Below are 24,142 nucleotides of genomic sequence, written 5' to 3' on the forward strand. Positions count from 1 at the left end.
GCGGCTCGAACCCGTCCCGGCCAGTCTCTCCCTCTCGGCCACCCCCCATGACCTGACATGAAACAAGCGCCCGGCCGAAGCACGGGCGCCTAACGAGGGTCAGGGCGCGATGGCTATTTCCTATTCGGCGCGCCGGCCGCGGGCAGGAAGCCGTCCGGGTCGGCCGGATCGGGCGGCCCATAGGCGTCGAAGGGATTGCCTTCGGCCAGATGCCCGAAGGGTGTGAACGTGTAGTCCGTGCCGTCGCGACCGACGGCGCAGATCACGTAGCGCGGTTGCGCCGTTTCGGCGTCGAGGCACTCCATCAGGGCCAGATTGCCATCACCGGCGGCGCGGAGCAGCGTCTGGAAATTGGCGCGGGCAAAGTCGGGGATGCTCATGAGACGTCTCGTGCGCTGCCCGGTTCGTCCGGCCCGCGCGCACCGCCGAGAATGGCCTCGGCGAGTTCTACCGCCCATCTCGCCTTGCCGGTCCATTCGGGGGCCGTCGTGCGAGCCGCTTCGGAATCGGCGAGGAGGATCTTGAGCAGGCCGAGCAGGACTTCGAAGTGCCGCCCCTTGCGCTGCAACGTTTCCTCAAAGTGCGGGGGCGACTTGTATTGCGCGACCACGGTGAGCGGCATCGGCGCCTTGCCAGATGCCGGTGACGAAGGTCTCGCCCGAAGATTCGCAATCTTCCTTCTGTTGCGACCAGTCCTCGTCCTCGATGGCGAGACGGCAGGCCGCTTCGGGCGTCTCGGCGGTATAGGTGCGGTGCCGGTAGACCGGCAGGTGATACGTCGTTTCAACGGTGAATTCGGGCATGATCGGCCCCCGCAAAGCGAACTGCCCGGCGCTCGTTCGGGAGCCCGGGCAGTTTCGCCTCGTTCGTGGGGATGATTGAGAGTGGCGGTCGTTCCGCCGTGAAAGGCAGTGGGCTCGCCGGTGTCAGGCTGCGGCGCGTCCCTCGACGGCATCCGCGCTGATTTCGTCGGCGGTCACCTCATCGATGCGGGCCTGGTGATGGCGGTTTCGCGCCAGCCACAGCTCGGCCGCCTCGCGGCTTTCGGCGAGATGCAGCAGTTCTTCACCGTCGCCGACGGATTGCAGCACGCGGACCCGGCCGATGCGGGGACGTTCGATGACGCGGAACCGAAGCTCGCTGTCGATCCCATAGGTGCGCATCAGCGAGACGAGGATGATGCCATTCTGGCCGAACGTCCCCTCATGCAGGGTGAAGTAGGGCGGGCACGTGTATGTGGGGGCGCTCGCGCGCCGGCTCCCTGCGGACCAGCCGGCCGGTGCCGTTGCGGCGTTCCCAGGCCGCGAGCTTCTGGGGAAGCGCGCCGGTGGTCGAGGCGCACCGTCCGAATAGGCGACCAGCGCGCCGAGCGGGGCGATGTCGAGATCAAAGAGGCAGACATTGCAATCTCTCCTGAAATGGAATGGCCCGGCAGATCGCCGGGCCATGAGGGATGAAGTGAGGGTGGCCCCGGCCGTGGGGGCTGCTATTCAGCAGGGATCAACTGCACCGGCTCGTCGGCATCGGCCCCGACGGGATCTTCCTCGCCGGCGAGGAAGGCCGGCAGCGCCGCGACATCGCCGTCATCCTCGTCGGGCTGAACGATGCCATGCTCGTCACCGATGAGGCGCAGCGGCTCGGGCAGCCAGCCGCTATCGGCAAGCAGCCGCTCCGCCTCCTTGGCCATCTCGCCCTTCTTCAGATGGTCGATCAGTTGCGCCGCACGCTCGCCGGCGCCCTCGCGCACCGCTTCGAGGATGCGGGACTTGGTGACGCGGCCGAGATAGTTGGCAACGGTCGGCCGCCAGCCGGCGTCGACCATGTCCAACCCGGTCACCCGGGCCAGCCGGTCCGCCTCGCGCAGGCGTTGCTCGAGCCCCTGCTGGCTGACACCGGCGCCGTAGGGATTGATGCGCTCGTAAAGCGCGTTGATCCCGAAACTGACGCAGTGCGCCAAAAGTGCCAGCCGGCTGGCCTCGTCGAGGGCATCGAGCCAGGTCCACAACGCCTCGTCGTCGTCGAAGGGAATGTCGGCCTTCCAGGCCTCCTGCCGATCGGCGACAGCCCTGGCGTCCGAACTGTCCTTGAGGTCGGCGTCCTGCGCGGTGAAGTAGACGTGGCGGACCGAGGCTTCGAGACAGCCGATCGAAGAGCGCTGACCGAAGGTGTCGAGCACCAGCCGATGGAGCAGTGCCGTCATCGCGATGTGCGGGTTGCCGGCGACGGCATTGCGCAGGGCCAGCGTGCGACGCGCGGTGAGGTCGATGATCAGCCGCTCCGGCAGCGGCTTGATGGTGTCGCTCTCATCCTCCTCGTCGGGCTCCGACGCCTGTGCACCGATGGTGATCGTGGTCCGCCGGACCGCGGGGTCGGCACCATCGCCCTCGGGCACGTCATCCGGCTGACCGGCGTCGCCGCCGACCGTTGCGGGAACCTCGTCCTCGGGCCGGACATAGCCGCGATCAACGACCAGATCGCCGTCCCGATCGATGCTGACGAAGGCGCCGGCGTGGGCAATCTCGGCCGGCTCGTAGACCATCGGACGGTTCTCGAACTGCGCGAGCGCCTGCTCGATCTCACCGAGCCGCTGATCGACCTCGTCGGGCAGTTCGTCGGCCTCGCCATACTGAGCCTCGATCTCGTCGTATTCGCTGCGCAGCGCTGTTCTGCTGGCCTGCTCCTCGTCGGTGAGATCGGCGAAGGTGCCGGTCAGGGAGCGCATGCCCTGCTCATGGCCATAGGGCAGATCGACATCGACGACGATCCACTTCCAGCCCTCGGCGGCGATATCGTCGGCGCTGGCGCGCAGCTTCTCACCGACCAGACGATCAAGCAGCGCCGGGTCCTGCAGCCAGCCGCCATTGTCTGCCTCGAACAGGTCGCGCAGCACGATCCCTCCGGCGGCGACATAGGCGTCGACCCCGACGAACAGCGCCCGGCGGTCACTGGCCCGGATCGCCGTCTCGGTTAGCATGCGCCGGATCTGATGCGGCTCCTGCGACCAGGAATTCTGGAGCGTCGCCCAGACCTGTTCCTGGCGCGCATGATCATCGGTCACGGTGAAGGCCATGAGTTGGTCGAGCTTCATGCCGTCCTGCTCATAGATGTCGAGCAGCTTGGGCGAGACCTTGGCGAGACGCAGCCGCTGCTGCACGAAGCTGGCCGACACGAAGAAGCGCGCCGCGATCTCCTCGTGCGTGGCGCCCCGGTCATGGAGCGTCTGGAAGGCTCGGAACATGTCGAGAGGATGCAGGTCCTCGCGCTGGAAATTCTCGGCGAGCGAGTCTTCCTCGATTGGCACGACGCTGTTGGCATCCGAGACGACGCAGGGGACCGTTTCGGTCCTGGTCATGCGCTTCTGCTTGACCAGAAGTTCGAGCGCGCGATAGCGGCGGCCGCCGGCGGGCACCTCGAACATGCCGGTCTCATTGCGCTCGCCGTCGAGCACGGGGCGGACATTGAGGCTCTGGAGGAGCCCGCGCCGGGCAATGGAGGCGGCGAGATCCTCGATCGACTGCCCGTTCTTGATGCGCCGGACATTGGCCTGGCTGAGCATCAGCTTGTTGAAGGGGATATCGCGCGAGGCGTTGAGGGTGATCTTCTGCTTGGCGGTCGCCATGATCGTGTCTCCGCGACGGGCGGCCGGGAACTCCTCTCGACCTCCAACCCGTCACGAAGAGCGGCGCCGCCCTCTCACTCTGAGGACGGCGCCGCGCACCCGGTCTGCGAGGAAGCGCAAGGCCTGAAACACGGATTTGCGGAATCGAGGTAGGCCGAGCCTCAAGGCTCTTTCGTCAGGATGCGCCCGGCTGCGTGCGGGGCATGACAGCGACAATGCGTTCGGCCGCGCGAATGCTGCCGGCTTGCCGAGCCGCTTCGGCCCAGGCCGAGATGGGCAAATCCGTCTGGAAGAGGATGTCGCGTTCGATGCCCATGCCGAAGGGCAGTCGAACCGAGGTCAGGTCCTCGAGCGAAAAACTGCCGAGTTCGGGATAGCCAAGGTCGGCGAGACCGCACAGAGTATCGCCGTCGGCGTCGAGTTCGGTGGCCAGCCAGACGCCCTCGCCCAGCGGATTGAAGAACTTCACAACCGGTACGTGGTCGGCATCGCGATCATGCCCGTTGGCAAGCAGGCGGTCGCGCAGATCGTCGGTCAGGAGGATCATGCCGCCCTCCTGTCGATCGCGGGCTCGCCCAGTTCGCCGCCGTCAATTGCCACACCGACATCGGGCAGGAACGCGAGGAGCCAGTCCGCCGCCTTGCTGGCCTGCGAGGCGGCGCGGACGATGGCGCGGTTGTCCTCGCGCAGCACCTCGAGCCAGGAGCCGAGATAGTCGGCGTGGCGCACAGTCGGCACGATGCCGAGCGCGGCGCAGCAGAAGGCCGCGTTCATCTCGGCGACCAGTTCCTCGAAGGCGTATTTCCTGGTCCCGAACGAGCCGCCGAGATCGCGGCCGAGCCGCGAGGCATGGCCCGTGGCATGGCCGAGTTCGTGCAGCGCCGTGCGGTGCCAGTTGATCGGCTCGAAATAGGCGGCCGGCGGCGGCACCATGACATAGTCATGCGCCGGCGCGTAGAAGGCGCCGTCGCCCCCATGCGGAAGTCGATGCCGGTGGCCTTGATCAGCGCCTTGACGGTCGGCTCGATCATGCCCGGCGGAGGCGGCGGCGCCGCGACGGCGATGTCCTCCGGCAGGCCCTCGCACTGGGCCACGTTGAACACGGTGAAGCGTTTGAGGAACGGGATGGCCTGGGCGTCTTCCCCCGTGTCGCGGGCGCGCTGTTTCTCGTCCTCCGGCACGAAACGGTCGGCATAGACCACGGTCGTGCCGTGTTCGCCCTTGCGGACATTGCCGCCCAGCGAGAGCGCCTGCCGGAAGGTGAGCCAGCCCTGACCTGGAAAGCCGTGCTGGACCACGGCACCCCACAGGATCAGGATGTTGATGCCGGAATAGGCGCGGCCGGTGCTGGCATTCCTGGGCAGGCCGAGCGGCGCCACAGCGGCCGATGTGCCCCATGGCTGCACCCAGGGGAAGCGACCGGCTTCGAGCTCGGCGATGATCTGGCCGGTGATCTCGTCATAGAGGCTCGCCCGATCGGCGCCGGCGCGCGCATTGCGGTGCGGTCTGGACATCGCGGTTCTCCGCGACGGGCGCCGGAAGCTCTCCTCCGGCTTTCAACCCGTCACGGCAAACCCGTCCGCACTCTCACTCTCTGGGGGGCGTTGCGGGGTCTCCCCGCAGAAGGGGTCGGCCGAGACCCTGGCTCGGCCGCAGGGGAAGGCGTTCCCCTTGCAGCAGCGAAAGCGGTAAAGCGGCTTTCAGGAATTGCGCCATTGCGGATGTCCGGATGCCGGTAGCAGGCCGGAGTCTCGAAATTCCAACAATCCCAGGCTAAGGTGCGGGCATGTGCAATGCCTATGAACAGCATGTGAAATGGGTCGAGTATGTGCGGATGATGCAGGCCATCGAGCTTGGCATCCCGACACAGCAATCCGAACTTGACCTGCCGGAGGCTGACGACATCCGCATCAACGACTTGGCGCCTGTCATGCGCGCCACGGCGAACGACAACGAGGTCGAACTGACGCCGATGAATTTCGGGCTGCCGTCGGATCAGCCCAAGCGCGGTCCGGTATTCAACTATCGCTCCGACGGGCGGAACTTCTCAAACAGCAGGCGCTGCCTCATTCCGGCATCTGGCTTCTTCGAGTTCACCGGCACGAAATATCCCAAGGCAAAGCATCGCTTCACGCTCAACGGTGCGCCGTTCCTGGCGATCGCCGGCATCTGGCGCGAGGCCCAGGGCAACCATGCCGCCTCGTTCGCCATGCTGACGACCGAACCCGGTCTCGACATTAAGCCCTATCACGACCGGCAGGTCGTCGTGTTGCGGCCGGACGACTGGAAGGAGTGGCTCCATCTCACGAAGCCCGAGGCGGAACTGCTGCGGCCCCTGTCGGCAGGGTCGCTCGCCGTCGAGACGGTTCGAGCGGGAAAAGAATAACCAGTCGCGTTGGTGCGAACTGATCCTCTATGGGATGCGCCGACCGCGACGGCCGGCAATGATTGCCAGCATGTTCACCACGGACCACGTTCCTTCGGCGCAGAGGGCGGCCGTTCGAAAGTCGGCAAGACGTTTGTGCTGTAGCGCGAGGGCCAGCCGCACGGCGGCCTTCGCGTGGGCCCGGGCCTCTTCGTTGCTCGAACCCTTGAGTTCCTCTTCGAAGATAGCCTCGAGCATGCGCTTGGCGTCGGTGTCGCTGGGTGTCTTGTCATCGATCGGAGCGTGACGGGAAGGGTCATAGACCTCCTGGGCCACCGAGATGAGCACTTCGCGACAGAGCAAGCCCACGGCCTGGTATTGCTCCTCGGTGTCGGCGGCGTCGAGCCGCGCGCGCATTTCCTGAAGCTGGCGGTCCACCTTTTGCCAACCGGTAGGCTCCTCGAAAACTGCCACGCGACGAGCCGACTGCGCGATATAGACAGGTTTGCCAGAAATGAGCCTGCTCGGCACAATTTGCCAGCCATCGGCCGCCAGCGCGGTATTGTAGACATCAAGGAGCGCTTGCACCTCTTCTCCGTCAGGCCGCACGACTGGATGCAGGGTTTCGCAGAGGAACTGCAGCAGCCTGGCGTCGGGCGCGTGCAGGAGGTTGAAACGACGATCGTAGAAAACCCAGCCTGAATCCCAGTCGCTGTTTCTCACCGTGTGTTGGTAGATATCGCCTGCCGCGTCCCTGTAGCGATGATCGAACGACGGCATCTTGGTAAGGTCGTACAAGCGCGCGAGGAACTCATCATCCTGCAGCCGGCCGGCCCAGCTCACCTGGGCCACGGCAAAGTGATCGATGATCGCGCGCCGCGTGACTTCTGAAATGGCCGTCTCGGATTCTTCCTGAAGGGCGTTCATGATTCTCGCCGTTGCGCTTTATAGGCGCTGGAAGCGACCGGGTTGATTGCCGCGATTGGAGCACAAGAACGTGTTGCTTGTGCGTTCGCTGAAAAGGATGACCGAGCCACGACGCGGCTGTAGTTCCGCTCGAATGGCATTCTTGAACGATTGCCACGACATCCCTGCCGGGCGTTCGATTATGAGCGCCGTCTTGTGGGCGATCCGGTTGGCTTGCAGGCCGCTTCTGCGCAAGCCTCTCTGGGTGATATGGATGCTGTCGCCGCGAGGCCGGTTGAATTCAGCAAAGTATCGCACTTACTCATCCTCTTCGTTGTCGGCCGCGAAAGAAATCTGGACGGAGGCGAGCCCATTGTTCGCGCTAAAGGCGATCAGGACACCCTCGCGCGTCAGCGCGCGCCTGATCGCGCGCAGTGTGTCGGACCTTGAATCGCGGCCTCGCTCCACATTTGAAATGGTGCCTGCCGAGAGACCGGCGGAGTGTGCGAGGGTTGCTTGATCGAGCCCTGCCATCATCCTGGCGGCCGCATAGGTTCGGCCCCGAGCTTCGGCGTTGGACAGATTGAGTGGCACCCGAACCTCCGTGTTGGTATTTGTGTGGCTTTAATTAGGGCGTAATTATGGCATAATGTGCCGGCGCGTTGAGGCAACCGCTTGGGTGAAGTAGGGGCGCTTGGGCGGGCCGCATTGGCGCAAGCTGTCAGGGGGAAAATTTGGAACTGCTTCTCAACGGGATCAACGGAAGTTACCTCCGCAACATCCTGCTCAACGCGGCAGATCACACCGAACGCGTCGATGCTGCAGTTGCGTATGTCACCGAGAACGATCTGCTCTTCGACTGGTGCTGGGACAACGAGATACCTTTGCGCTTCTGGGGGCGGTTCGATGAGCAGGTTCCCGTCGCGATCCCTGTCCTGCAACAGTTTCTCGCTCACCGGTCGGGTCGCTATGTCTGCAAGCTGGTCCGGAAGTTTCACCCCAAGGTCATTTGGTGGCGGGGCTATGGCGCCTACATCGGTTCGGCCAACATCACCCAGAGCGCTTGGTGGAACAATGTCGAGGCAGGCCTTTTCCTGACCGAGGCGGAACTCGTGGACGGTGGTCAGGATCTCGAGCTTGAGCACTTGTTTCGAGAAATCGACAAACACGCAGCTCCGCTGACGCAGGAACTCTTCGATTTGCTTGCCGCACGAAACGCGGAACTGACGCGCCGGAAGCATGCGAACAAGGACGCGGACAAGGCCTTCCTCGACACCCATCTCGTGCCGGGGTGGGAAGGTCTGGCGCGGATCAACCGGAAGTCTGCCAGCGACCAAAGACGACAGGACTTCCTGAAGGAGTGGAACGATACGCTTCAGACCATCAGGGATATCGCCGCCAAAATCTCGACGGACGAGAACCGGCCCTCTTGGGTCGGACCCACTGCGCCACTGGGAGCGCAAGCCGACCAGTTCCTGCATGCGCACTACTACAAGAACACATTCGACGGACGGCGGGCTGACTTCGAAACTCATTTTGCCAAGCACCACAAAGACCCGGACGCGGCTCTCGAAGAGGTCATCCGATGGTGGCGGAAATTACCGTTGTCGCCCAACGAGCATACCATGCTCAACAAGACGGCCCCGGCGCTGCGCCAGGCATTTGCCGAAGATATGCTCCCCAAGTTGACAGAGGATCAGTTCGTGGAGGCACTCGGCGGCATCCATGCAACGCGAGAGTATGCCCGCCGGGCGCCGAACCGGCTCATCGGCCTAGCCGCCGGCCGCACGTATGACATTCCCGAAAAGGTGGATGCGCTTGCCAGGCACATCTTTCGTGCCCCGGACCGAGGCGGTGTGTCCGTGATCGAGACGCTGCAGTTCGTGCTGTATGGCGGGAGAGCCGACGACCTTCCGCAGCGTCTTTGGGAAGCAATCGCGGACCGCAAGCGAAAGGTAGATCTGCTCGGTGTAAGCGCGATGGGGGAGATCGTCGGATGGGCGCACCCTGATCTGTTCCCTCCGAGGAACGGACGAACAAGCAAGGCCCTGCGCTCGCTGGGATATGACGTGACTGTTCACGTCGAATGAAAGCGGCGCCTAGCGAAAATCGCGTGTCTTCACCCTGATTGGATCGACCTTCAATGTGGGATCGACCATGTCGCGCGGCCGGAACCCTTTCGGCAGGCTGCGAGGATCTGCGCCCGGACCGCCATGGTGTGCCTCGTCGCCGCGCCCATGCGGCAGCGGAAACGGCGTATCGCGGTTGCCGACGCTGGCGAGGTCACCGGACAGGTCGGTGAGCTGGTTGGCGACGAGATGCACGACCTCGCCCTCGCGCTGAATCCTGCCACGAACCGCAAGCATCGAGGATGAGAGGAGCACGCGGCGGAATTTCTCGAAGACCTTGACCCAGACCACGACATTGGCGGCGCCGGTCTCGTCTTCCATGGTGAGGAACATGACGCCCTTGGCCGAACCGGGGCGCTGGCGCACCAGCACCAGACCTGCGGCCTCCAGCCAGCGCCCGTCGCGGGCCTGCATCGCCTCGCGGCAGGTCACGATGCGGCGCCGGACAAGGTCGGCGCGCAGGAACGACAGCGGATGACTGCGCAGGGTGAGCCCGACATGCCCATAATCCTCGACCACTTCCCGTCCGGCCGTCATCGCGCGCAGGGGCACGGCCGGTTCGTGAATCTCGGAGACGGTCTGCCGCTCACGTGCCGACGCGGCGGCAAAGAGCGGCAAGGGTTCGTCTCGCAGCCCCTTGAGGGCCCAGAGCGCCTCGCGACGCGCCAGGCCGAGATCGGTGCGGAAGGCGTCGGCTTCGGCGAGTTGCACGAGCGAGGCGGCGGGAACGCCTGCGCGATGCCAGAGGTCGTCGATGGAGGCGAAGGGGTCATCCGCCCTTGCGGCGACAATCGCGGCAGCGTCGGCATTGGCGAGGCCCTTCACCAGGCGGAGACCCAGACGGACGGCGAACCGGCCATCCTCTCCGTCCGGTTCCAGCGTGCAGTCCCAGCGGCTGGCATTGATGCAGACGGGTCGGATATCGACACCATGATCGCGAGCATCGCGCACGATCTGGGCCGGCAGATAGAAGCCCATCGGCTGGGCGTTGAGCAGCGCGCAGCAGAAGACGTCGGGATGGTGGCACTTCATCCAGGATGAGGCGTAGGCGATGAGCGCGAAGCTGGCGGCATGGCTTTCGGGGAAGCCGTAGCTGCCGAAGCCTTCCAACTGCTTGAACGTGTTGGCCGCGAAATCCGGCGTATAGCCGTTGGCGATCATGCCGCCGATCAGCTTGTCCTTGAACTTGCTGACGCCGCCGGTGTGCTTGAACGTCGCCATGGCACGGCGCAACTGGTCGGCCTCGCCGGCGGAAAAGCCGGCGCAGACCATGGCGACCTGCATGGCCTGCTCCTGGAATAGCGGTACACCCAGCGTCTTGCCGAGCACGCGCTCCAGTTCGGGCGTCGGGAATTCGACCGGCTCCTTGCCCTCGCGGCGGCGAAGATAGGGATGGACCATGTCGCCCTGGATGGGACCGGGACGAACGATGGCGACCTCGACGACCAGATCATAGAAGGTGCGGGGCTTGATGCGCGGCAGCATCGACATCTGGGCCCGGCTTTCGATCTGGAAGACGCCGATCGTGTCGGCCTTGCGGATCATCGCATAGGTCGCCGGGTCCTCGGCCGGGATAGTCGCAAGGTCGAGGGTGACACCCTTGTGCTCGGCCAGGAGGTCGAAGGAGCGCTTCATGCAGGTGAGCATACCGAGGGCGAGAACGTCGACCTTCATGAATTTGAGGATGTCGATATCGTCCTTGTCCCATTCGATGACCTGGCGGTCGACCATGCGGGCCGGCTCGATCGGCGCCAGGTCGTCGAGCCTGTCATTGGTCAGAACGAAACCGCCCGGATGCTGCGACAGGTGCCGGGGCGTGCCCTCCAGTTGCTGCGCCAGTTCCAGCGTCAGCCGCAGCCGGCGATCGGCGACGTTGAGATTGAGCTCTCGGGCGCGCGTCTCGTCGATGCCCTCGCCGTGACCCCAGACCTGCGAGGAGAGCAGCTTGGTGACGTCCTCGGGCAGGCCGAGCGCCTTGCCGATGTCGCGGACGGCGCCCTTGGTGTGATAGCGCACGACGGTCGAGCAGAGCGCGCTGTGGTCGCGGCCATAAGTCTCGTAGACCCACTGCATGACGATCTCGCGCCGCTCGTGCTCGAAATCGACGTCGATGTCGGGCGGCTCCTTGCGCTCCTGACTGACGAAGCGCTCGAACAGCAGATTGTTGCGCTCGGGATCAATGCTGGTGATGCCCAGCACGTAGCAGACGGCCGAATTGGCGGCCGAGCCTCTGCCCTGGCACAGGATGTCCCGGCTGCGCGCGAACTGCACGATGGCGTTTACGGTCAGGAAGTAGGGAGCATATTGCAGCGTCTCGATCAGCCGCAATTCATGTTTGATGAGGGCGATGACCTTGTCCGGGACGCCTTCGGGATAGCGCCGGTCGGCGCCTTCCCAGGTGAGTTTCTCAAGCGCCTGCTGCGCCGTCAGTCCGGGCATCATCTTCTCTTCCGGATATTGATAGGCCAGTTCGTCGAGCGAGAAGCGGCACTGGCGGGCAATCTCGTGCGTGCGCGCCAGAGCTTCGGGATAGCGCGAGAACAGCCGGGCCATTTCCTCGGGTGGCTTGAGATAGCGGTCGGCATGGCGCTCGCGCCTGAAGCCCAACTGGTCGATCGTGATGTTGTGGCGAATGGCCGTCACCGCATCCTGCAGGATGCGCCGGCCGGGCTCGTGGAACAGAACGTCGTTCGTCACCACCGTCGGCACCCGCATCTGGGTGGCGAGGTTGGACAATTCGTGGAGGCGAAGCTGATCGTTGGGCCGGCGCCGCAGGGTCAGGGCGAGAAAGGCGCGGTCCTTGAAGGCTTCGCGCAGGCGCCGGAGTTGCATCGCGCAGGTCTCATCCGCCTGATCGGGGACGAGGACCGCGATGAGACCCTCGGCGTAGGTGGCGACGTCGTCCCACTCGAGGTGGCACTTTGCCTTGCCGCCGCGCTTCTTTCCCAGGGTGAGTAGCCGGCACAGCCGGGAATAGGCGGCGCGATCGGTCGGATAGACCAGCACCGACATGCCATCGACCAGATCGAGGCGGCAGCCGACGATGAGCCGGATGCCGGTGTCCTTGGCGGCCTGATGGGCACGCACAATGCCGGCCAGCGAATTGCGGTCGACAACCGCCAGGGCCTCGATACCGAGCGCGGCGGCCTGGGCGAAAAGCTCGTCGCAACTGCTCGCACCGCGCAGAAACGAGAAGTGGCTGGTGACCTGCAATTCGGCATAGCGCGGCCCACTCATGCGAAGACCCCATGCAGAAACCACTTGTGTGAGCCGGTCTCGGGATCCTCGCCGTCGCCGGCGCGGTAGATCCAGAAGCGCTCCCCGGACGCGTCCTCCACCTGGAAATAGTCGCGAACCGCGATCAGTTCGGCATCGCGCTGCCACCATTCGCCGAACACCCGCTCCGGGCCGTCTGCCCGGGCGACGCGATGCCGGATGCCGCGCCAACTGAACCAGACCGGCGGATGGTCGGGCAGCAGCGCCATGGTCTCGATGGGTTCGGGATGCGCCAGCAGACGCGGCGGGCGCGGCCAGTCGCCTGGCCAACTCGTCCCGTCATCGGGCGCGGTCGGCGCAACGCGCTGGATCGAGCGTTCCGGCACGTCGCTCTCGACCGGGGCAAAGCGATAGAGCCGCTGTTCGCCGATGCGGTTGCTGAGCGTGTCGATGAGATCGGTGATGTCGGGCTCCGGTTCCTCGACCAGCGACGAGATGGTCTGTTTGGCTCCGAAGGGCTCGGCGAGGGTTGCGGCCAGCGTCATGACCTCGATGCCGAAGCCGGGGTCTACGGTTTCGATCAGGTCGGTGAGGAGCCGGGTCAGCCGCTTGACGTCGCGCACGGGCACGGCGGTCCCGGCGCGGATGGCTTCGATCCGGTTGTCGACGCGGTGAAAGACGAGGTCGAGCCGGCGGGCGCCGAGCCCCCTGGCCTCAAGCGCGTCGCAGAGCGCCGTGACGAGCTTGCCCATGTAGCGGGCGATGGTCTCGGCGGCGCTGATCGGTTCGCCGAAAGCGCGGCGGACTTCGATGATTTCGGGCGAGCGGACGGGCTCGAACGGCTCGCCACGCCGGCCCAGGGCCTGGTCGAGGCGGCGGCCGAGCTCGGGCCCGAAGCGTAGGGTCAGAGAGGCGCGCGGCGCCGCTTCGAGGTCGTCCACGCGCTCGAAGCCGAGCGTGAGCAGGCCGGAGACGATCTCGTGGGGAAGCCGCAAGGCGCCAATCGGAAGGCCGCGCACGATCGCCGGAGCTTGCCCCGTGGGGGCGATGAAGGTCGGGCGGGCGAGGAAGCGCGCGCAGGCATGGGCGGCGCCCCAGGTGTCCGCCACTGCGACCCGAGCGTCGATCCCGGAGGCCGCCATGCGCGACACCAGCCCCTCGAGCATCGCCGCTTCCCCGCCATGCAGATGATCGGCGCCCGTGGTGTCGATGATGAGGCCATCGGGCGGATCTGCGGCGACGATCGGCGCGTAGCGCAGGCACCAGAGCGCCATTCTATCGAGCGCCGCGGCATCGCCCGCCGCGTCGAGGTCGAAGCTCTGGAGGTTGGGCACCAGAACCTGGGCCTTGCTCGCCGGCATGCCGACGCGCAGGCCGGCTGCGCGCGCCGCCGCATCGGCGGCCAGCACCAGCCGCCGGTTTCCCTGCCGGCCGAGCATGACGATCGGGGTTTCAGCCGAGGGCGCGGATGCGCCCATCGCGCGCCGCAGGCGATCGGTCGGCCAGGTCGGAAAATAGAGCGAGACGACCCTTGTCATCGCAGGCTTCCACTTCAAAATCGGCACTTTCCCCCGCCCGCACCCGGATGAGTTCGAGCAGCCAGCGAGCACGACCGACGCCGGGGACCGGCAAGGGGCGGGAAGGAAGCGCGGAGACGCGCCAGCGGGTGACCGCGGCGGTCGGTTGTCCAAAATCGGTCGCCTCGGTTTGTCGACGCCAGCGGCGGATGGCGATACCGATGGCGCCGGAGGTTTCGGCGGCCAGTTGCAGGCGACGGGAGGCGGTCATGGAGAGCCGGGCCAACTCGGCAACGACGGCGCCTAGCCCGCCATGGCGAAGCCCTTCCTCGAAGCAAGCGAGCACCGAGGCTTCGTCACCGGCCTCGACATAGACGACGCGGCCGGGAAGTAGGCCCGCCTGCGCCAAGGCGGGGGCGAAAAGATCCTGCCGGCTGACACACCAGAGAACTTTGCCTTTGGTACGCGATGCAATGCCGGCGGCAAAGAGGGCTGCCGCGGCACCATCAATCGCGCCATTGCGACCGCCAGCGACCTCATGCAGCGCCCCGAGTGCCAGCCCCCCTCCCGGCAGAACCTTGTCGATAGCGGCGACGCCGAATGGCAGTGTCGCGCGGTTGCGCGCCGCTCCGCCTTCGAGGCGCGCGATCCGCTCGCGGAGCGCAGCGATAGCAGGGCTGGCGGCCGGCTGACCCATGAGCGAAACACTCTCAAACTGTCTTCCCAATGGATTTCGGGGTTGATATGTTCCTTATTTGTTCTCTTTGGTGTCCGAGAGTCAATCGGACTCGTTGCGCTGCTCCAAAGTTGATCCCAGACTGCCCTTGATCAAGATGCGGTCTATCTTTGTATGCGCTGGTGTGGAGGCAGGACGGCGAAGTGGACGAGCGACGCGACAGGGACGAGGAAGGTGAGGCGCCGAGGGAAGGCACGGCCATGCTTCGCAAGATCATCCATGTCGACATGGATGCCTTCTTCGCCTCGGTCGAACAGCGCGACAATCCGGATCTGCGGGGCAAGCCGGTGGCGGTCGGCGGCTCGGCCGCGCGCGGCGTAGTGGCCGCTGCGAGCTACGAAGCGAGGAAATTCGGGGTGCGATCGGCCATGCCGTCGATCACGGCCAAGCGCAAATGCCCCGAACTCATCTTCGTACCCCCGCGCTTTGAAGCCTACCGCGCCGTTTCCCAGCAGATCCACGCAATCTTTGCCGAGCATACGCCACTTATCGAACCGCTTTCGCTCGACGAGGCCTATCTCGATGTCACTGACAATCTGCAGGGCATTCCGGTCGCCACGGCAATCGCCGAAATGATCCGCGCAAAGATCAAGGCCGAAACCGGCCTGACCGCTTCGGCTGGCGTCAGCTACAACAAGTTTCTGGCCAAGCTCGCCTCCGGCCAGAACAAGCCGGACGGACTATTTGTTATTACCCCAAAGCTGGGTCCGGCCTTTGTCGAGGGTCTGCCGGTGCGGAAATTCCACGGTGTCGGTCCAGCGACCGCCGACAAGATGGCGCGGCTGGGGATCGAGACCGGTGCCGACCTGCGGGAGCAGAGCCTGGCGTTCCTCGAGGAGAAGTTCGGGAAGGCGGGCCCCTACTACTACTGGATCGCTCGCGGCATCGACGAACGCCCAGTGCGCGCCAATCGCGAACGCAAGTCGGTGGGAGCTGAGGACACCTTCGCGAGCGACCTGTTCAACCTGGAAAGTGCTCTAAAGGAACTGGCGCCGCTGGTCGGCAAGGTCTGGAGCTATTGCGAGGAGCGATCGATCCAATGCCGTACCGTGACACTCAAGGTTAAGTTCGCCGACTTTCAGCAGATCACACGTAGCCGCACGATCGGTGGCGTCATCGAGGCGCAGACGGACCTCGCAACCCTGGCCGGCACGCTGCTCGAACAGGTATTTCCCGTCAGCAAGGGAATACGCCTGCTCGGCGTGACACTTTCAAATCTGAGTGGAAGGGCCGCCGAGGCAGACCGCCAGATGTCGCTAACAATCTAGGGAATGCGCTATCGGATCGCTTTGCGAATTCTCTCCGTCAGAACCTGCTCGACGTCGAAATAGCCCTTCCATGGATCCGGCTCTTGGGCGCGCGCGGCAGCGGCAAAGACGTCGAACGCGTTCGCGCTTTTGAAAGTCGGCAACTCGTCCCAAGCGACTGGCACCGCGCACGATGCGCCCGAGCGGGCCCGGGTTGACCATGGGCATATCGCTGTGGCGCCCTGACCGTTGCGGAGGTAGTCGAGGAACATGCGGCCCTTTCGCTTCGCCTTGCTCATGTTCGCGATGAAGCGGGACGGGTCGGTGCGAGCGAGCAGTTCGGCCAAGTCCTGGCAGAAGCTCTTGGCCGCTTCCCAGTCGGCCTCGGGGACGAGTGGGACGATCACGTGAACGCCCTTGCCTCCGGACAGGAGTGGCCAGGATTGAAGGCCCAGCGCCTCCAGCACACCCCGTATGTCGAGAGCCGCCTGCTTGACGTCGTCGAAACCCAGACCCTCGTCCGGGTCGATGTCGAAGACTATCCGGTGCGGCAGGTCCGGCTGCTGGCGGAGGCTACCCCAGACATGGAATTCGAGGACGTTCATTTGGACGCCCGCGATGAGGCCCGCCAGGTCATCGACCCACAGAACGCGGCTTTCCTTGCCGGACATTTTCTCCAGCCGGCCGTCATGGATGGCCTTGGGCATGCCTGGCAGCTTGTGCTTTTGAAAGAAGGTCTTTTGCAGGTCCCCGTCGGTGTCGCGCACTAGGGAGAGAGGCCGGTCTTCGATATGAGGCAGCATCTTCTCGGCGACAGCAACGTAGTATGCGGCGAGCGTTGCCTTGGTCACCCTGGTGTCCGGATACATGACCTTGTCGGGATGCGTGAGGGTCACGCCGACGGCGCCTGCGATCTCCTTGCCCATGCCAGGATCGAGATTGGCCGTAGCGGGCATTGCCGGCGCTTTGGCGACCTCCATCACCACCTGGTCGGCTCGCTTGTCTTCACGCATCCCCTCAAAACTGGGGTGACGCAGGCTGCCGTCGGGAGTCACCTCCGAATATGTCACTTCGGCCACGAGCTCGGGCTTTACCCAGCGGGCGCGGCGGGCAATGTCGCGCGGCACGGACGCGAAGGCGGGTTTGTCGAGGCGCCTTCTCTCGAGCTGCGCCAGTATTTTATTCCGCATTGCCTCGGTGAACCCGGTGCCCACGCGGCCCCTGTAGATCAGCTTTCCATTCTCATAAGTGCCGAGGATCAGAGAGGCCATGCCGCCGCCAGTTTCGCTGGGCCGATAGCCCCCGACCACGAATTCCTGCCGCTTCGTGCATTTGATCTTGAGCCAAGCCGGAGTCCGGTCACCGACGTACCGGCTGTCGGCGCGCTTGGCGATGACTCCCTCGTGGCCGCCTGCGCACATCGTATCGAAGATCGTTTTGCCATTGTCGGCGATATGGCTGGAGAACTGCAGGACATCGTCCGGATCCCTATCACCCAACAGTTCAGCGAGCCGTTCCTTGCGCTCGATCAACGGCCGGCTGGACAGATCCAGGCCGTTCAACTCAAGGAGGTCGAAGGCGTAGAACTTGAGTGGCAGGCCGGCGGCGATGCCGGTCTTCAGCATGGAGAAGTTGGTGCGGCCTTGACTGTCGATGGCGACAATCTCGCCGTCGATGAGGGCCGACCCCTTCGTCAGCGATCGCAATGTCGGCAGGATCACCTTGAACTGGCGGGTCCAGTCATGGCCGTTTCGAGTGTAAACTACAACATCAGAACCGGAGATTGCGGTTTGTGCCCGATAGCCATCGAACTTCATTTCGAAGAGCCAGTTTGCGCCCACGGGAAGGTCTTCCGTCAGCGTGCAAAGCTGAAACGGTCGAAAGTTCGGGAGTGCGTAACCGGAGATAGATTCTGAGTCCCTGCGCCGTGTGCGCTTTTTGCTGAGAGCGGCCTCTATGGCCGGCATAGGGAACTCGGATACATGGCCAGATTCAATACTCTGCCCTGGGACTTTGTTCCACAAGATGCGTCCAAGGATTGAACCCAAAGAGTCCGACGACGTTGTTGGGTACCGGAAAGCAATCTTGGAGGAACGAAGATGGCTACTACTCAAACAACCCGTGGGCGCAGCCAGGACCGCGCGAAGGTCGCCGGAGGGCAGGATCACGAAGTGAAATACGAGGCGGGCAAGACCGGGACCTCGAAGGCCGAGGTCAAGTCGGCTGTGAAATCGGTCGGCAACAGTCGCAAGAAGGTCGAAGACAAGCTCGGCAAGAAGTGAGTGCGAACGCTGCCGACAATGGTTCGCATCGCCACCTTTAACGTGAACGGGGTCAATAGTCGGCTGCCGGTGCTCCTCAAGTGGCTGGCGGCCACCAACTACGACATCGTTTGCCTCCAGGAGTTGAAGACCTCAGACGAGAAGTTTCCGATCGAGGCTATTCGCGAGGTCGGGTACGGAGCGATCTGGCATGGCCAGAAATCGTACAACGGAGTGGCTATCCTCACGCGGGGGATGGACCCGGTCGAACGCCGGCGCGGCTTGCCAGGCGATCCCGATGATACCCATAGCCGCTATATTGAGGCTGACGTCGACGGGCTGGTCGTGGGCTGCCTCTATCTGCCGAATGGGAATCCGGCCCCTGGTCCCAAGTTCGACTATAAGCTGGCCTGGTTCGCCCGTCTGATCAGCTACGGTCGGCAACTGCTTGAGGCAGGAGCGCCGACGGTGCTGTGCGGGGACTATAATGTCGTTCCGACTCCTATCGACGCGGTTGCGCCACGGCGCTGGCTTGGGGATGCGGTTTACTTCCCCGAGAGCCGGCAAGCCTATGCCGAGATGCTTGACGATGGTTGGGCGGATGCGGTTCGGCGGATCCATCCGGAAAAGGGCCTCTATACCTATTGGAACCACTCTTATGGAGGCGGTTACGACAGAAGCTCTGGTCTACGGATGGACCATTTGCTGATAAGCCCGTCCATGGCAGCGCAACTGCGAGATGCTGGGGTGGATATTGAGACGAGAGCATTGGAAAAGCCAAGCGACCACGCGCCGCGTGGATAAGACTCGAGCGATAGAAGCCGATGCTGGTCTACTTTGCCGAGGGCTGGCCGGCGTCGGCGGAGTGATCGTCGAAACCGAGGCCTACACCACCGACGATGCCGCATCGCATAGCTTCCGCGGTATGACACCTCGCAACGCGGCTATGTTCGAAGCTCCTGGGACTGCCTATGTGTATCGTTCCTATGGACTCCACTGGTGCCTCAATGCTGTATGCCTTCCCGGCAGCGCTGTCCTCCTCCGGGCCCTTGCGCCCACCGCAGGATTGGAATTGATGGCGGCACGGCGCAGGACAGACGCGCCGCGATTGTTCGCCACCGGACCTGGCCGGCTCTGCGCGGCCCTCGGCATCGACATCACACATAACGGCCAATCCATGCTGGATCCGCCATTCTGCCTTCGCGTCCCCAGTGACACCTCGGAAGTTGTCACGGGCGTCCGTATCGGCATTTCCCGCGACGTCGATCGTCCGTGGCGGTTCGGGCTGAGCGGGTCGCCGTTCCTAAGCCGGAAATTTACCTGATCCCAAGTCGTCAAAACGCTGGATCCTTCGAGCCAGCACCTTCGGCACCGAAAGCAAGCTATTTCGAACGCGCTTCGGAACGGCGGTGCACATCCTTCGTTGAAGGAGTGTTCACGCCCACGTGAGCGTGTGCCTCCACAAAAAATCTGCGAAAGGGACATGAAAATGGCCAAGGAAAAGACACTGGAAGACCTCTTCCACGATACGCTGAAGGACATCTACTACGCCGAGCGGAAAATCCTAAAGGCGCTGCCCAAGATGAAGCGCGCCGCACAGTCTGAAGAGCTGAAAGCCGCCTTCGACAAGCACAAGGACGAGACCGAAGGTCATGTCGAGCGCCTGCAGCAGGTGTTCGAGATCATCGGCAAGCGCGCCCAGGGCAAGACCTGTGATGCAATCGAAGGCATCATCGCCGAAGGCGAAGAAATCATGGACGAGTTCAAGGACACGGTCGCACTCGATGCCGGCCTGATCTCCGCTGCTCAGGCTGTCGAGCACTACGAAATCACCCGCTACGGCACGCTGAAGCGCTGGGCGACCGAGTTGGGCATGGCGGATGCCGCGAAGCTCCTCGATGCGACGCTGCAGGAAGAATCGAAGACCGACAGCGATCTAACCAAGCTCGCCGACGCGTCGGCCAACGAACGGGCGAAAGCGAGAAAGGCAGCCTGATCCGTGAGCGGCCCGGGAGTTGAACTCCCGTGCCGCTCTGCTTCCAGGATTTGCCAGGTCTTCGAACCGGAGACTGCATCAGTTCACGAGGATACATCGATGGCCCGCACCCCAGCCGCAAAAGGCAAGGCAGCCAGCATTCACGATCAGAAGCTCGTTCGCGGCAACGGCGGCGAACTGCACCAAACCGGAGAAGGCGACACCGAGATTCTGACGACATCGCAGGGCGCTCCTGTCTCAGATGATCAGAACACGTTGAAGATCGGCGAGCGCGGCCCGGCGCTGATCGAGGATTTTCACTTCCGCGAGAAGATCTTCCACTTCGACCATGAGCGCATTCCGGAGCGCGTGGTGCATGCCCGCGGCTATGGTGCGCATGGCTATTTCGAGACTTACGAATCCTTGGCGAAATACACCCGCGCCGACATCTTCCAGCGCGCAGGAGAGAAAACGCCCGCCTTTGTCCGCTTCTCGACCGTAGCGGGGGCGAAGGGCTCCTTCGACCTCGCCCGCGACGTGCGCGGCTTCGCGGTCAAGCTCTACACGCAGGAGGGCAATTGGGACATCGTCGGCAACAACATCCCCGTGTTCTTCATCCAGGACGCGATCAAGTTTCCGGATCTCGTCCATGCCGTGAAAGAGGAGCCTGACCGCGCATTCCCCCAGGCCCAGTCGGCACACGACAATTTCTGGGACTTTATCTCGCTCACTCCGGAATCCATGCACATGATCATGTGGATTATGTCCGATCGGGCGATCCCGCGCTCCTTCCGCTTCATGGAAGGCTTCGGCGTCCACACGTTCCGCTTCCTGAACGCGAAGGACGAGTCGACCTTCGTCAAGTTCATCTGGAAGCCGAAGCTCGGCCTTCAGTCGGTCATTTGGAACGAGGCGGTGAAGATCAACGGTGCCGATCCGGACTTCCACCGCCGTGACCTCTGGGACGCGATACAGGCGGGCGACTTTCCCGAGTGGGAGCTCTGCGTGCAACTCTTCGACCAGGAGTTCGCCGACTCGTTCGATTTCGACATACTCGACCCGACCAAGATCATTCCTGAAGAGATCGTCGAACCGATCCCGGTGGGCCGGCTCGTGCTCGACCGCATGCCCGACAATTTTTTCGCCGAGACCGAGCAGGTCGCGTTCATGACCCAGAACGTGCCGCCGGGCGTGGATTTCTCGAACGACCCGCTGCTGCAGGGGAGAAACTTCTCTTATCTCGACACGCAGCTGAAGCGGCTTGGCGGACCCAACTTCACCCACATCCCGATCAACGCGCCGAAGTGCCCGATGCATCACTTCCAGCAGGACGGGCACATGGCGATGCGCAATCCCGTCGGCCGGGCGAACTATCAGCCGAACTCCTGGGGCTTGGGGCCGCGCGAGCATCCGCAAAAGGGCTTCCGCTCGTTCGCGGATGCCGAGGATGGACAGAAGGTCCGTCTTCGCGCGGAAAGCTTCGCCGACCACTACAGTCAGGCGCGCCAGTTCTTCGTCAGCCAGACCGTGACGGAGCAAAAGCACATCGCCATGGCGCTCACCTTCGAACTGTCGAAAGTCGAGACCGTCACCATTCGCGAGCGGATGGTGTCGCATCTGCTGAACATCGACGAGGGGCTGGGCGAAACGGTCGCCGAGAAGCTCGGGATAAAGACGCTGCCGAAGAAAGCCGATGCAGCAATCGCGCCGCGCGACGATTTGCCGGCCTCCGACGCGCTTTCGATTGTCAGGAATGGGCCCGGCAGTTTCAAGGGCAGGAAGGTCGGTGTGCTGGTCACTGACGGGTGTGACGGCGCGCTGTTGAAGAAGCTGGAGGCAGCGCTGAAGAAGGAAGGCGCCAAGATGGAAATCGTCGCGCCGAAGGTCGGCGGCGTGGAGGCGACCGACGGATCGATGATCGAAGGCAAGCAAATGATCGATGGCGGGCCGTCAGTCCTCTATGACGCCGTCGCGATCATCGTCAGTCCGGAAGGCACCGAGCAACTGGTCAAGGAAGCGGCGGTGCGCGACTTCATCGCCGACGCGTTCGCTCACTGCAAGTTCATCGCGCATGTCGAAGCGGCGAAGCCGCTGCTAGACAAGACCGGTGTCGAGCCGGACGAGGGCGTGATACCGCTCGGTTCGGCAGCCGACATCGCAGCGTTCATCGACAGTTGCCGCAAGCTCCGGCTATGGGCACGCGAGGCGAAGGTGAAGCTGTAGCCGGACAATGGCCAGCAAGGGACTGATCCACGGACCTCTCGGCGAAAACTGCCTGCATCTGTGCGTAGACATGCAGGCAGTTTTCCTGCCCGGATCGCCGTGGTCAAATCCATGGATGGGGAGGGTCCTTCCAGCGATCGAAGAAATCGCTGGGCGGCACGTGAACCAGACAGTGTTCACTCGCTTCATCCCCGCACCCAGGGCTGAGGTCGCGCCTGGAATGTGGAAGCGCTACTACCGCAAGTGGGAATCCCTGACACTCGACCGCGTCGATCCGCATGCGATCGAGCTAGTGCCTTCGCTCGCGCGTTTTGTGCCTCCGGCAACCATCCTCGACAAGCTGGTCTATTCACCGTGGACGGAAGGCCGTCTTGACGCAATGCTGAAGCGCGGCAGCACCCACACTCTCGTGGTCACAGGGGGAGAGACGGATGTCTGTGTCCTGGCGACAGTGCTCGGCGCGATCGACCGGGGTTTTCGAACAGTGATCGTCGCCGACGCCATATGCGGCTCCGCGGACGAGACCCACGACGCCGCAATGACGCTCTATTCGTCTCGATTCAGCGAGCAGGTCGAGATCGTCACTACCGAAGAAATCGTGGCCGCTTGGCCATGACCGACTTCTGTCTCGTCTACGTCTGAGATTCGGTCCCGAGGGGCCGTCGCCGGTCGGGATTAGGTTGACCGCGGACAGTACCTCATCCGCACCGGATAGACACGCTCTCAACAGTATCATGCATAAGGCGGAAGATTGCGCCTGAGGAAACACGCACCGGCGTATCGATGCGTCGCTCTCAGCTATCGATCCACGATGTCCGTACCTTCGCCTCCAGTGTGGATCGTGTGCGGCTTGGACAACAGCTGCCGCAGGGCAGGATCAGGGCCGTGTTCGGTCTGCCAGGGATCGATCCACATATCCGGCAAAGCTGCCGTCAACGTCTAATATCCGAGCTAGTATTGACGTGGATATGGTCACGCTCCGTCCGGTACGATCTCGTACACAACGCCCTCTGGATCAAAGGTGATGTGTGCCTTGGCTCCGAAAGCTGCCGCAACGTGACGCTGAATCAAGCGGGAGCCGAAGCCTGATCTCAGTGGGGGCATTACTCTAGGTCCCCCGCGCTCTCTCCACACCAGATGAAGGCCTTTGTTGTCGACGACTTGCCATGAAATTGCGACCTGTCCTTCTCCGTTTGAGAGGGAGCCGTACTTGATCGCATTGGTCACCAGTTCGTTGAGCGCGAGGGAAAGGGCGAGCGCCTTCTCTTCCGACAGCTTGAGGTTGGGACCTTCTGCGAGAACCCGGCCTTCCTCGATGGCATGCGGGGCAAGCGCGGTGGAGATGATTCCGTGGATTTCCGCTTCGGTCGTGACGCCGGAGCGGAGGACATTCTGGACGTCTGCCAGGGCCTGAAGGCGTCGGCTCAACGTCCTCTCGATATCGTTGCGATCTTCGGAGGCGCGCACAGTCTGCGATGCAATCGAACTGACGAGGGTGAGGATGTTGCGGATGCGGTGGGAAAGCTCTGCATTGAGAACGTCCGAGCGTCGCTGGGCGAGGACGGTCTCGGTCGTCTCGACGACGGTGTCCATGAAGCCTTGCACCTGTCCATCGGCATCGACGACTGGGCTGTAGCAGAAAGTGAAGTAGGCCTGTTCGGGGTCGCCCGTCCGGTTGATGACAAGCGGGAAGTTCTCGATGAACGTTGCGTCACCAGCGAGCGCCTTCAGGGCGATCGGCCCGATGTCGTCCCAGGCTTCCGCCCACACCTTGTCGAACGGTACGCCGATCGCAGCAGGCTTGCCGCCGAGGATCGGCAGGAAAGCGTCGTTGTGAAAGGTGATCATCTCGGTTCCCCAGACCAGCGCTTTTGGGAATGCTGACCGCAGCATCAAACCGATCGTTGATCGCAGGACCGGCCGCCAGGTTTCAATCGGTCCGAGATGC

At 63.6% G+C, this 24,142-nt stretch carries 22 protein-coding genes and 1 pseudogene; 9 read left to right on the forward strand and 14 right to left on the reverse strand.

Annotated features, from left to right (window positions below; translation table 11 throughout):
* Nucleotides 1-113: 113 nt before the first annotated feature.
* The 7 genes and pseudogenes from B9Z03_RS04540 to B9Z03_RS04565 all read right to left on the reverse strand — a co-directional run bounded on the left by B9Z03_RS04540 (nucleotide 114) and on the right by B9Z03_RS04565 (nucleotide 5,133).
* Complete coding sequence (locus tag B9Z03_RS04540) at nucleotides 114-380, reverse strand: DUF6117 family protein (protein ID WP_085463097.1); 267 nt, start codon at nucleotides 378-380, stop codon at nucleotides 114-116.
* Entirely contained in the window at nucleotides 377-622 is a 246-nt protein-coding gene (locus B9Z03_RS30470) for a hypothetical protein (RefSeq protein ID WP_348528997.1), read from the reverse strand. Before B9Z03_RS30470 ends, B9Z03_RS04540 begins: the two co-directional genes overlap by 4 nt.
* A complete protein-coding gene (locus B9Z03_RS30475) occupies nucleotides 576-803 on the reverse strand; it encodes a hypothetical protein (RefSeq protein WP_348528998.1) in 228 nt (75 codons plus the stop codon). The genes B9Z03_RS30470 and B9Z03_RS30475 overlap by 47 nt, the downstream gene beginning before the upstream one ends.
* Nucleotides 804-926: 123 nt before the next feature.
* The gene (locus tag B9Z03_RS04550) at nucleotides 927-1,448 is read right to left on the reverse strand and encodes a hypothetical protein (RefSeq protein ID WP_348528999.1); all 522 of its coding nucleotides are present in this window, start codon (nucleotides 1,446-1,448) and stop codon (nucleotides 927-929) included.
* Nucleotides 1,449-1,486: 38 nt separating this feature from the next.
* Entirely contained in the window at nucleotides 1,487-3,619 is a 2,133-nt protein-coding gene (locus B9Z03_RS04555) for a ParB/RepB/Spo0J family partition protein (RefSeq protein WP_085463098.1), read from the reverse strand.
* A gap of 175 nt (nucleotides 3,620-3,794) precedes the next feature.
* Entirely contained in the window at nucleotides 3,795-4,166 is a 372-nt protein-coding gene (locus B9Z03_RS04560) for a DUF2958 domain-containing protein (RefSeq protein WP_085463099.1), read from the reverse strand.
* Nucleotides 4,163-5,133, reverse strand: a pseudogene (locus B9Z03_RS04565) (ArdC family protein). The gene B9Z03_RS04560 and the pseudogene B9Z03_RS04565 overlap by 4 nt, the downstream one beginning before the upstream one ends.
* A gap of 272 nt (nucleotides 5,134-5,405) precedes the next feature.
* On the opposite strand from B9Z03_RS04565, the gene B9Z03_RS04570 reads away from it, so the two are divergent.
* Nucleotides 5,406-6,005: an SOS response-associated peptidase gene (locus B9Z03_RS04570; protein ID WP_085463100.1), complete on the forward strand. Its 600-nt coding sequence runs from the start codon at nucleotides 5,406-5,408 to the stop codon at nucleotides 6,003-6,005.
* 27 nt (nucleotides 6,006-6,032) lie between these two features.
* Here the strand turns inward: B9Z03_RS04570 and B9Z03_RS04575 are convergent, their stop codons facing one another.
* Together B9Z03_RS04575 and B9Z03_RS30605 are read right to left on the reverse strand one after the other, a co-directional pair.
* Entirely contained in the window at nucleotides 6,033-6,911 is an 879-nt protein-coding gene (locus B9Z03_RS04575; RefSeq protein ID WP_085463101.1) for an AbiJ-related protein, read from the reverse strand.
* A 297-nt stretch (nucleotides 6,912-7,208) separates the two neighbouring features.
* Nucleotides 7,209-7,427: a helix-turn-helix domain-containing protein gene (locus tag B9Z03_RS30605; RefSeq protein WP_139832159.1), complete on the reverse strand. Its 219-nt coding sequence runs from the start codon at nucleotides 7,425-7,427 to the stop codon at nucleotides 7,209-7,211.
* A 197-nt stretch (nucleotides 7,428-7,624) separates the two neighbouring features.
* Here B9Z03_RS30605 and B9Z03_RS04585 point away from each other — a divergent pair, with 197 nt between their 5' ends.
* Nucleotides 7,625-8,980: a phospholipase D family protein gene (locus B9Z03_RS04585; protein ID WP_085463103.1), complete on the forward strand. Its 1,356-nt coding sequence runs from the start codon at nucleotides 7,625-7,627 to the stop codon at nucleotides 8,978-8,980.
* 9 nt (nucleotides 8,981-8,989) lie between these two features.
* On the opposite strand, the gene B9Z03_RS04590 is transcribed toward B9Z03_RS04585, so the two are convergent.
* From B9Z03_RS04590 to B9Z03_RS04600, 3 genes are read right to left on the reverse strand one after another with little or no spacing between them, the layout of a single operon-like run.
* Nucleotides 8,990-12,256 (reverse strand): error-prone DNA polymerase, encoded by a 3,267-nt coding sequence (locus B9Z03_RS04590; RefSeq protein ID WP_085463104.1) that lies wholly within the window; start codon nucleotides 12,254-12,256, stop codon nucleotides 8,990-8,992.
* Nucleotides 12,253-13,773, reverse strand: coding sequence for a Y-family DNA polymerase (locus B9Z03_RS04595; RefSeq protein WP_085463105.1), 1,521 nt, complete (start codon nucleotides 13,771-13,773; stop codon nucleotides 12,253-12,255). Before B9Z03_RS04595 ends, B9Z03_RS04590 begins: the two co-directional genes overlap by 4 nt.
* On the reverse strand, nucleotides 13,688-14,449 hold the full coding sequence (locus B9Z03_RS04600; RefSeq protein ID WP_085463106.1) for an ImuA family protein: 762 nt from the start codon (nucleotides 14,447-14,449) through the stop codon (nucleotides 13,688-13,690). The genes B9Z03_RS04595 and B9Z03_RS04600 overlap by 86 nt, the downstream gene beginning before the upstream one ends.
* A 239-nt stretch (nucleotides 14,450-14,688) precedes the next feature.
* Here B9Z03_RS04600 and dinB point away from each other — a divergent pair, with 239 nt between their 5' ends.
* On the forward strand, nucleotides 14,689-15,756 hold the full coding sequence (dinB, locus tag B9Z03_RS04605) for a DNA polymerase IV (protein ID WP_085467496.1): 1,068 nt from the start codon (nucleotides 14,689-14,691) through the stop codon (nucleotides 15,754-15,756).
* An 8-nt stretch (nucleotides 15,757-15,764) separates the two neighbouring features.
* On the opposite strand, the gene ligD is transcribed toward dinB, so the two are convergent.
* Nucleotides 15,765-17,702: a DNA ligase D gene (gene ligD / locus B9Z03_RS04610; protein ID WP_085463107.1), complete on the reverse strand. Its 1,938-nt coding sequence runs from the start codon at nucleotides 17,700-17,702 to the stop codon at nucleotides 15,765-15,767.
* A gap of 132 nt (nucleotides 17,703-17,834) precedes the next feature.
* On the opposite strand from ligD, the gene B9Z03_RS04615 reads away from it, so the two are divergent.
* The 6 genes from B9Z03_RS04615 to B9Z03_RS04640 all read left to right on the forward strand — a co-directional run bounded on the left by B9Z03_RS04615 (nucleotide 17,835) and on the right by B9Z03_RS04640 (nucleotide 22,810).
* Nucleotides 17,835-18,017, forward strand: coding sequence for a DUF3606 domain-containing protein (locus B9Z03_RS04615; RefSeq protein WP_085463108.1), 183 nt, complete (start codon nucleotides 17,835-17,837; stop codon nucleotides 18,015-18,017).
* Nucleotides 18,018-18,035: 18 nt separating this feature from the next.
* On the forward strand, nucleotides 18,036-18,800 hold the full coding sequence (xth, locus tag B9Z03_RS04620) for an exodeoxyribonuclease III (protein WP_085463109.1): 765 nt from the start codon (nucleotides 18,036-18,038) through the stop codon (nucleotides 18,798-18,800).
* Nucleotides 18,793-19,320, forward strand: coding sequence for a DNA-3-methyladenine glycosylase (locus B9Z03_RS04625; protein WP_432416987.1), 528 nt, complete (start codon nucleotides 18,793-18,795; stop codon nucleotides 19,318-19,320). Before xth ends, B9Z03_RS04625 begins: the two co-directional genes overlap by 8 nt.
* Before the next feature lie 165 nt (nucleotides 19,321-19,485).
* Complete coding sequence (locus B9Z03_RS04630) at nucleotides 19,486-19,992, forward strand: YciE/YciF ferroxidase family protein (protein ID WP_085467498.1); 507 nt, start codon at nucleotides 19,486-19,488, stop codon at nucleotides 19,990-19,992.
* Nucleotides 19,993-20,091: 99 nt separating this feature from the next.
* Nucleotides 20,092-22,194 (forward strand): catalase, encoded by a 2,103-nt coding sequence (locus tag B9Z03_RS04635; RefSeq protein WP_085463110.1) that lies wholly within the window; start codon nucleotides 20,092-20,094, stop codon nucleotides 22,192-22,194.
* 7 nt (nucleotides 22,195-22,201) lie between these two features.
* Nucleotides 22,202-22,810, forward strand: coding sequence for a cysteine hydrolase family protein (locus B9Z03_RS04640; protein ID WP_085463111.1), 609 nt, complete (start codon nucleotides 22,202-22,204; stop codon nucleotides 22,808-22,810).
* A gap of 356 nt (nucleotides 22,811-23,166) precedes the next feature.
* Here the strand turns inward: B9Z03_RS04640 and B9Z03_RS04645 are convergent, their stop codons facing one another.
* The gene (locus tag B9Z03_RS04645; protein ID WP_210191342.1) at nucleotides 23,167-24,042 is read right to left on the reverse strand and encodes a sensor histidine kinase; all 876 of its coding nucleotides are present in this window, start codon (nucleotides 24,040-24,042) and stop codon (nucleotides 23,167-23,169) included.
* Between the last annotated feature and the right edge of the window lie 100 nt (nucleotides 24,043-24,142).

The sequence above is a fragment of the Mesorhizobium australicum genome (genome assembly GCF_900177325.1).
In the GTDB taxonomy this organism is placed as follows: domain Bacteria; phylum Pseudomonadota; class Alphaproteobacteria; order Rhizobiales; family Rhizobiaceae; genus Mesorhizobium_A; species Mesorhizobium_A australicum_A.

What these genes read in the sequence shown, in the direction of transcription:
- B9Z03_RS04540 (WP_085463097.1), bottom strand. Translation starts at nt 380, where the DNA reads ATGAGCATCCCCGACTTTGCCCGCGCCAATTTCCAGACGCTGCTCCGC.
- B9Z03_RS30470 (WP_348528997.1), bottom strand. Translation starts at nt 622, where the DNA reads ATGCCGCTCACCGTGGTCGCGCAATACAAGTCGCCCCCGCACTTTGAG.
- B9Z03_RS30475 (WP_348528998.1), bottom strand. Translation starts at nt 803, where the DNA reads ATGCCCGAATTCACCGTTGAAACGACGTATCACCTGCCGGTCTACCGG.
- B9Z03_RS04550 (WP_348528999.1), bottom strand. Translation starts at nt 1,448, where the DNA reads ATGGCCCGGCGATCTGCCGGGCCATTCCATTTCAGGAGAGATTGCAAT.
- B9Z03_RS04555 (WP_085463098.1), bottom strand. Translation starts at nt 3,619, where the DNA reads ATGGCGACCGCCAAGCAGAAGATCACCCTCAACGCCTCGCGCGATATC.
- B9Z03_RS04560 (WP_085463099.1), bottom strand. Translation starts at nt 4,166, where the DNA reads ATGATCCTCCTGACCGACGATCTGCGCGACCGCCTGCTTGCCAACGGG.
- B9Z03_RS04570 (WP_085463100.1), top strand. Translation starts at nt 5,406, where the DNA reads ATGTGCAATGCCTATGAACAGCATGTGAAATGGGTCGAGTATGTGCGG.
- B9Z03_RS04575 (WP_085463101.1), bottom strand. Translation starts at nt 6,911, where the DNA reads ATGAACGCCCTTCAGGAAGAATCCGAGACGGCCATTTCAGAAGTCACG.
- B9Z03_RS30605 (WP_139832159.1), bottom strand. Translation starts at nt 7,427, where the DNA reads ATGATGGCAGGGCTCGATCAAGCAACCCTCGCACACTCCGCCGGTCTC.
- B9Z03_RS04590 (WP_085463104.1), bottom strand. Translation starts at nt 12,256, where the DNA reads ATGAGTGGGCCGCGCTATGCCGAATTGCAGGTCACCAGCCACTTCTCG.
- B9Z03_RS04595 (WP_085463105.1), bottom strand. Translation starts at nt 13,773, where the DNA reads ATGACAAGGGTCGTCTCGCTCTATTTTCCGACCTGGCCGACCGATCGC.
- B9Z03_RS04600 (WP_085463106.1), bottom strand. Translation starts at nt 14,449, where the DNA reads ATGGGTCAGCCGGCCGCCAGCCCTGCTATCGCTGCGCTCCGCGAGCGG.
- dinB (WP_085467496.1), top strand. Translation starts at nt 14,689, where the DNA reads ATGCTTCGCAAGATCATCCATGTCGACATGGATGCCTTCTTCGCCTCG.
- ligD (WP_085463107.1), bottom strand. Translation starts at nt 17,702, where the DNA reads ATGCCGGCCATAGAGGCCGCTCTCAGCAAAAAGCGCACACGGCGCAGG.
- B9Z03_RS04615 (WP_085463108.1), top strand. Translation starts at nt 17,835, where the DNA reads ATGGCTACTACTCAAACAACCCGTGGGCGCAGCCAGGACCGCGCGAAG.
- xth (WP_085463109.1), top strand. Translation starts at nt 18,036, where the DNA reads ATGGTTCGCATCGCCACCTTTAACGTGAACGGGGTCAATAGTCGGCTG.
- B9Z03_RS04630 (WP_085467498.1), top strand. Translation starts at nt 19,486, where the DNA reads ATGGCCAAGGAAAAGACACTGGAAGACCTCTTCCACGATACGCTGAAG.
- B9Z03_RS04635 (WP_085463110.1), top strand. Translation starts at nt 20,092, where the DNA reads ATGGCCCGCACCCCAGCCGCAAAAGGCAAGGCAGCCAGCATTCACGAT.
- B9Z03_RS04640 (WP_085463111.1), top strand. Translation starts at nt 22,202, where the DNA reads ATGGCCAGCAAGGGACTGATCCACGGACCTCTCGGCGAAAACTGCCTG.
- B9Z03_RS04645 (WP_210191342.1), bottom strand. Translation starts at nt 24,042, where the DNA reads ATGATCACCTTTCACAACGACGCTTTCCTGCCGATCCTCGGCGGCAAG.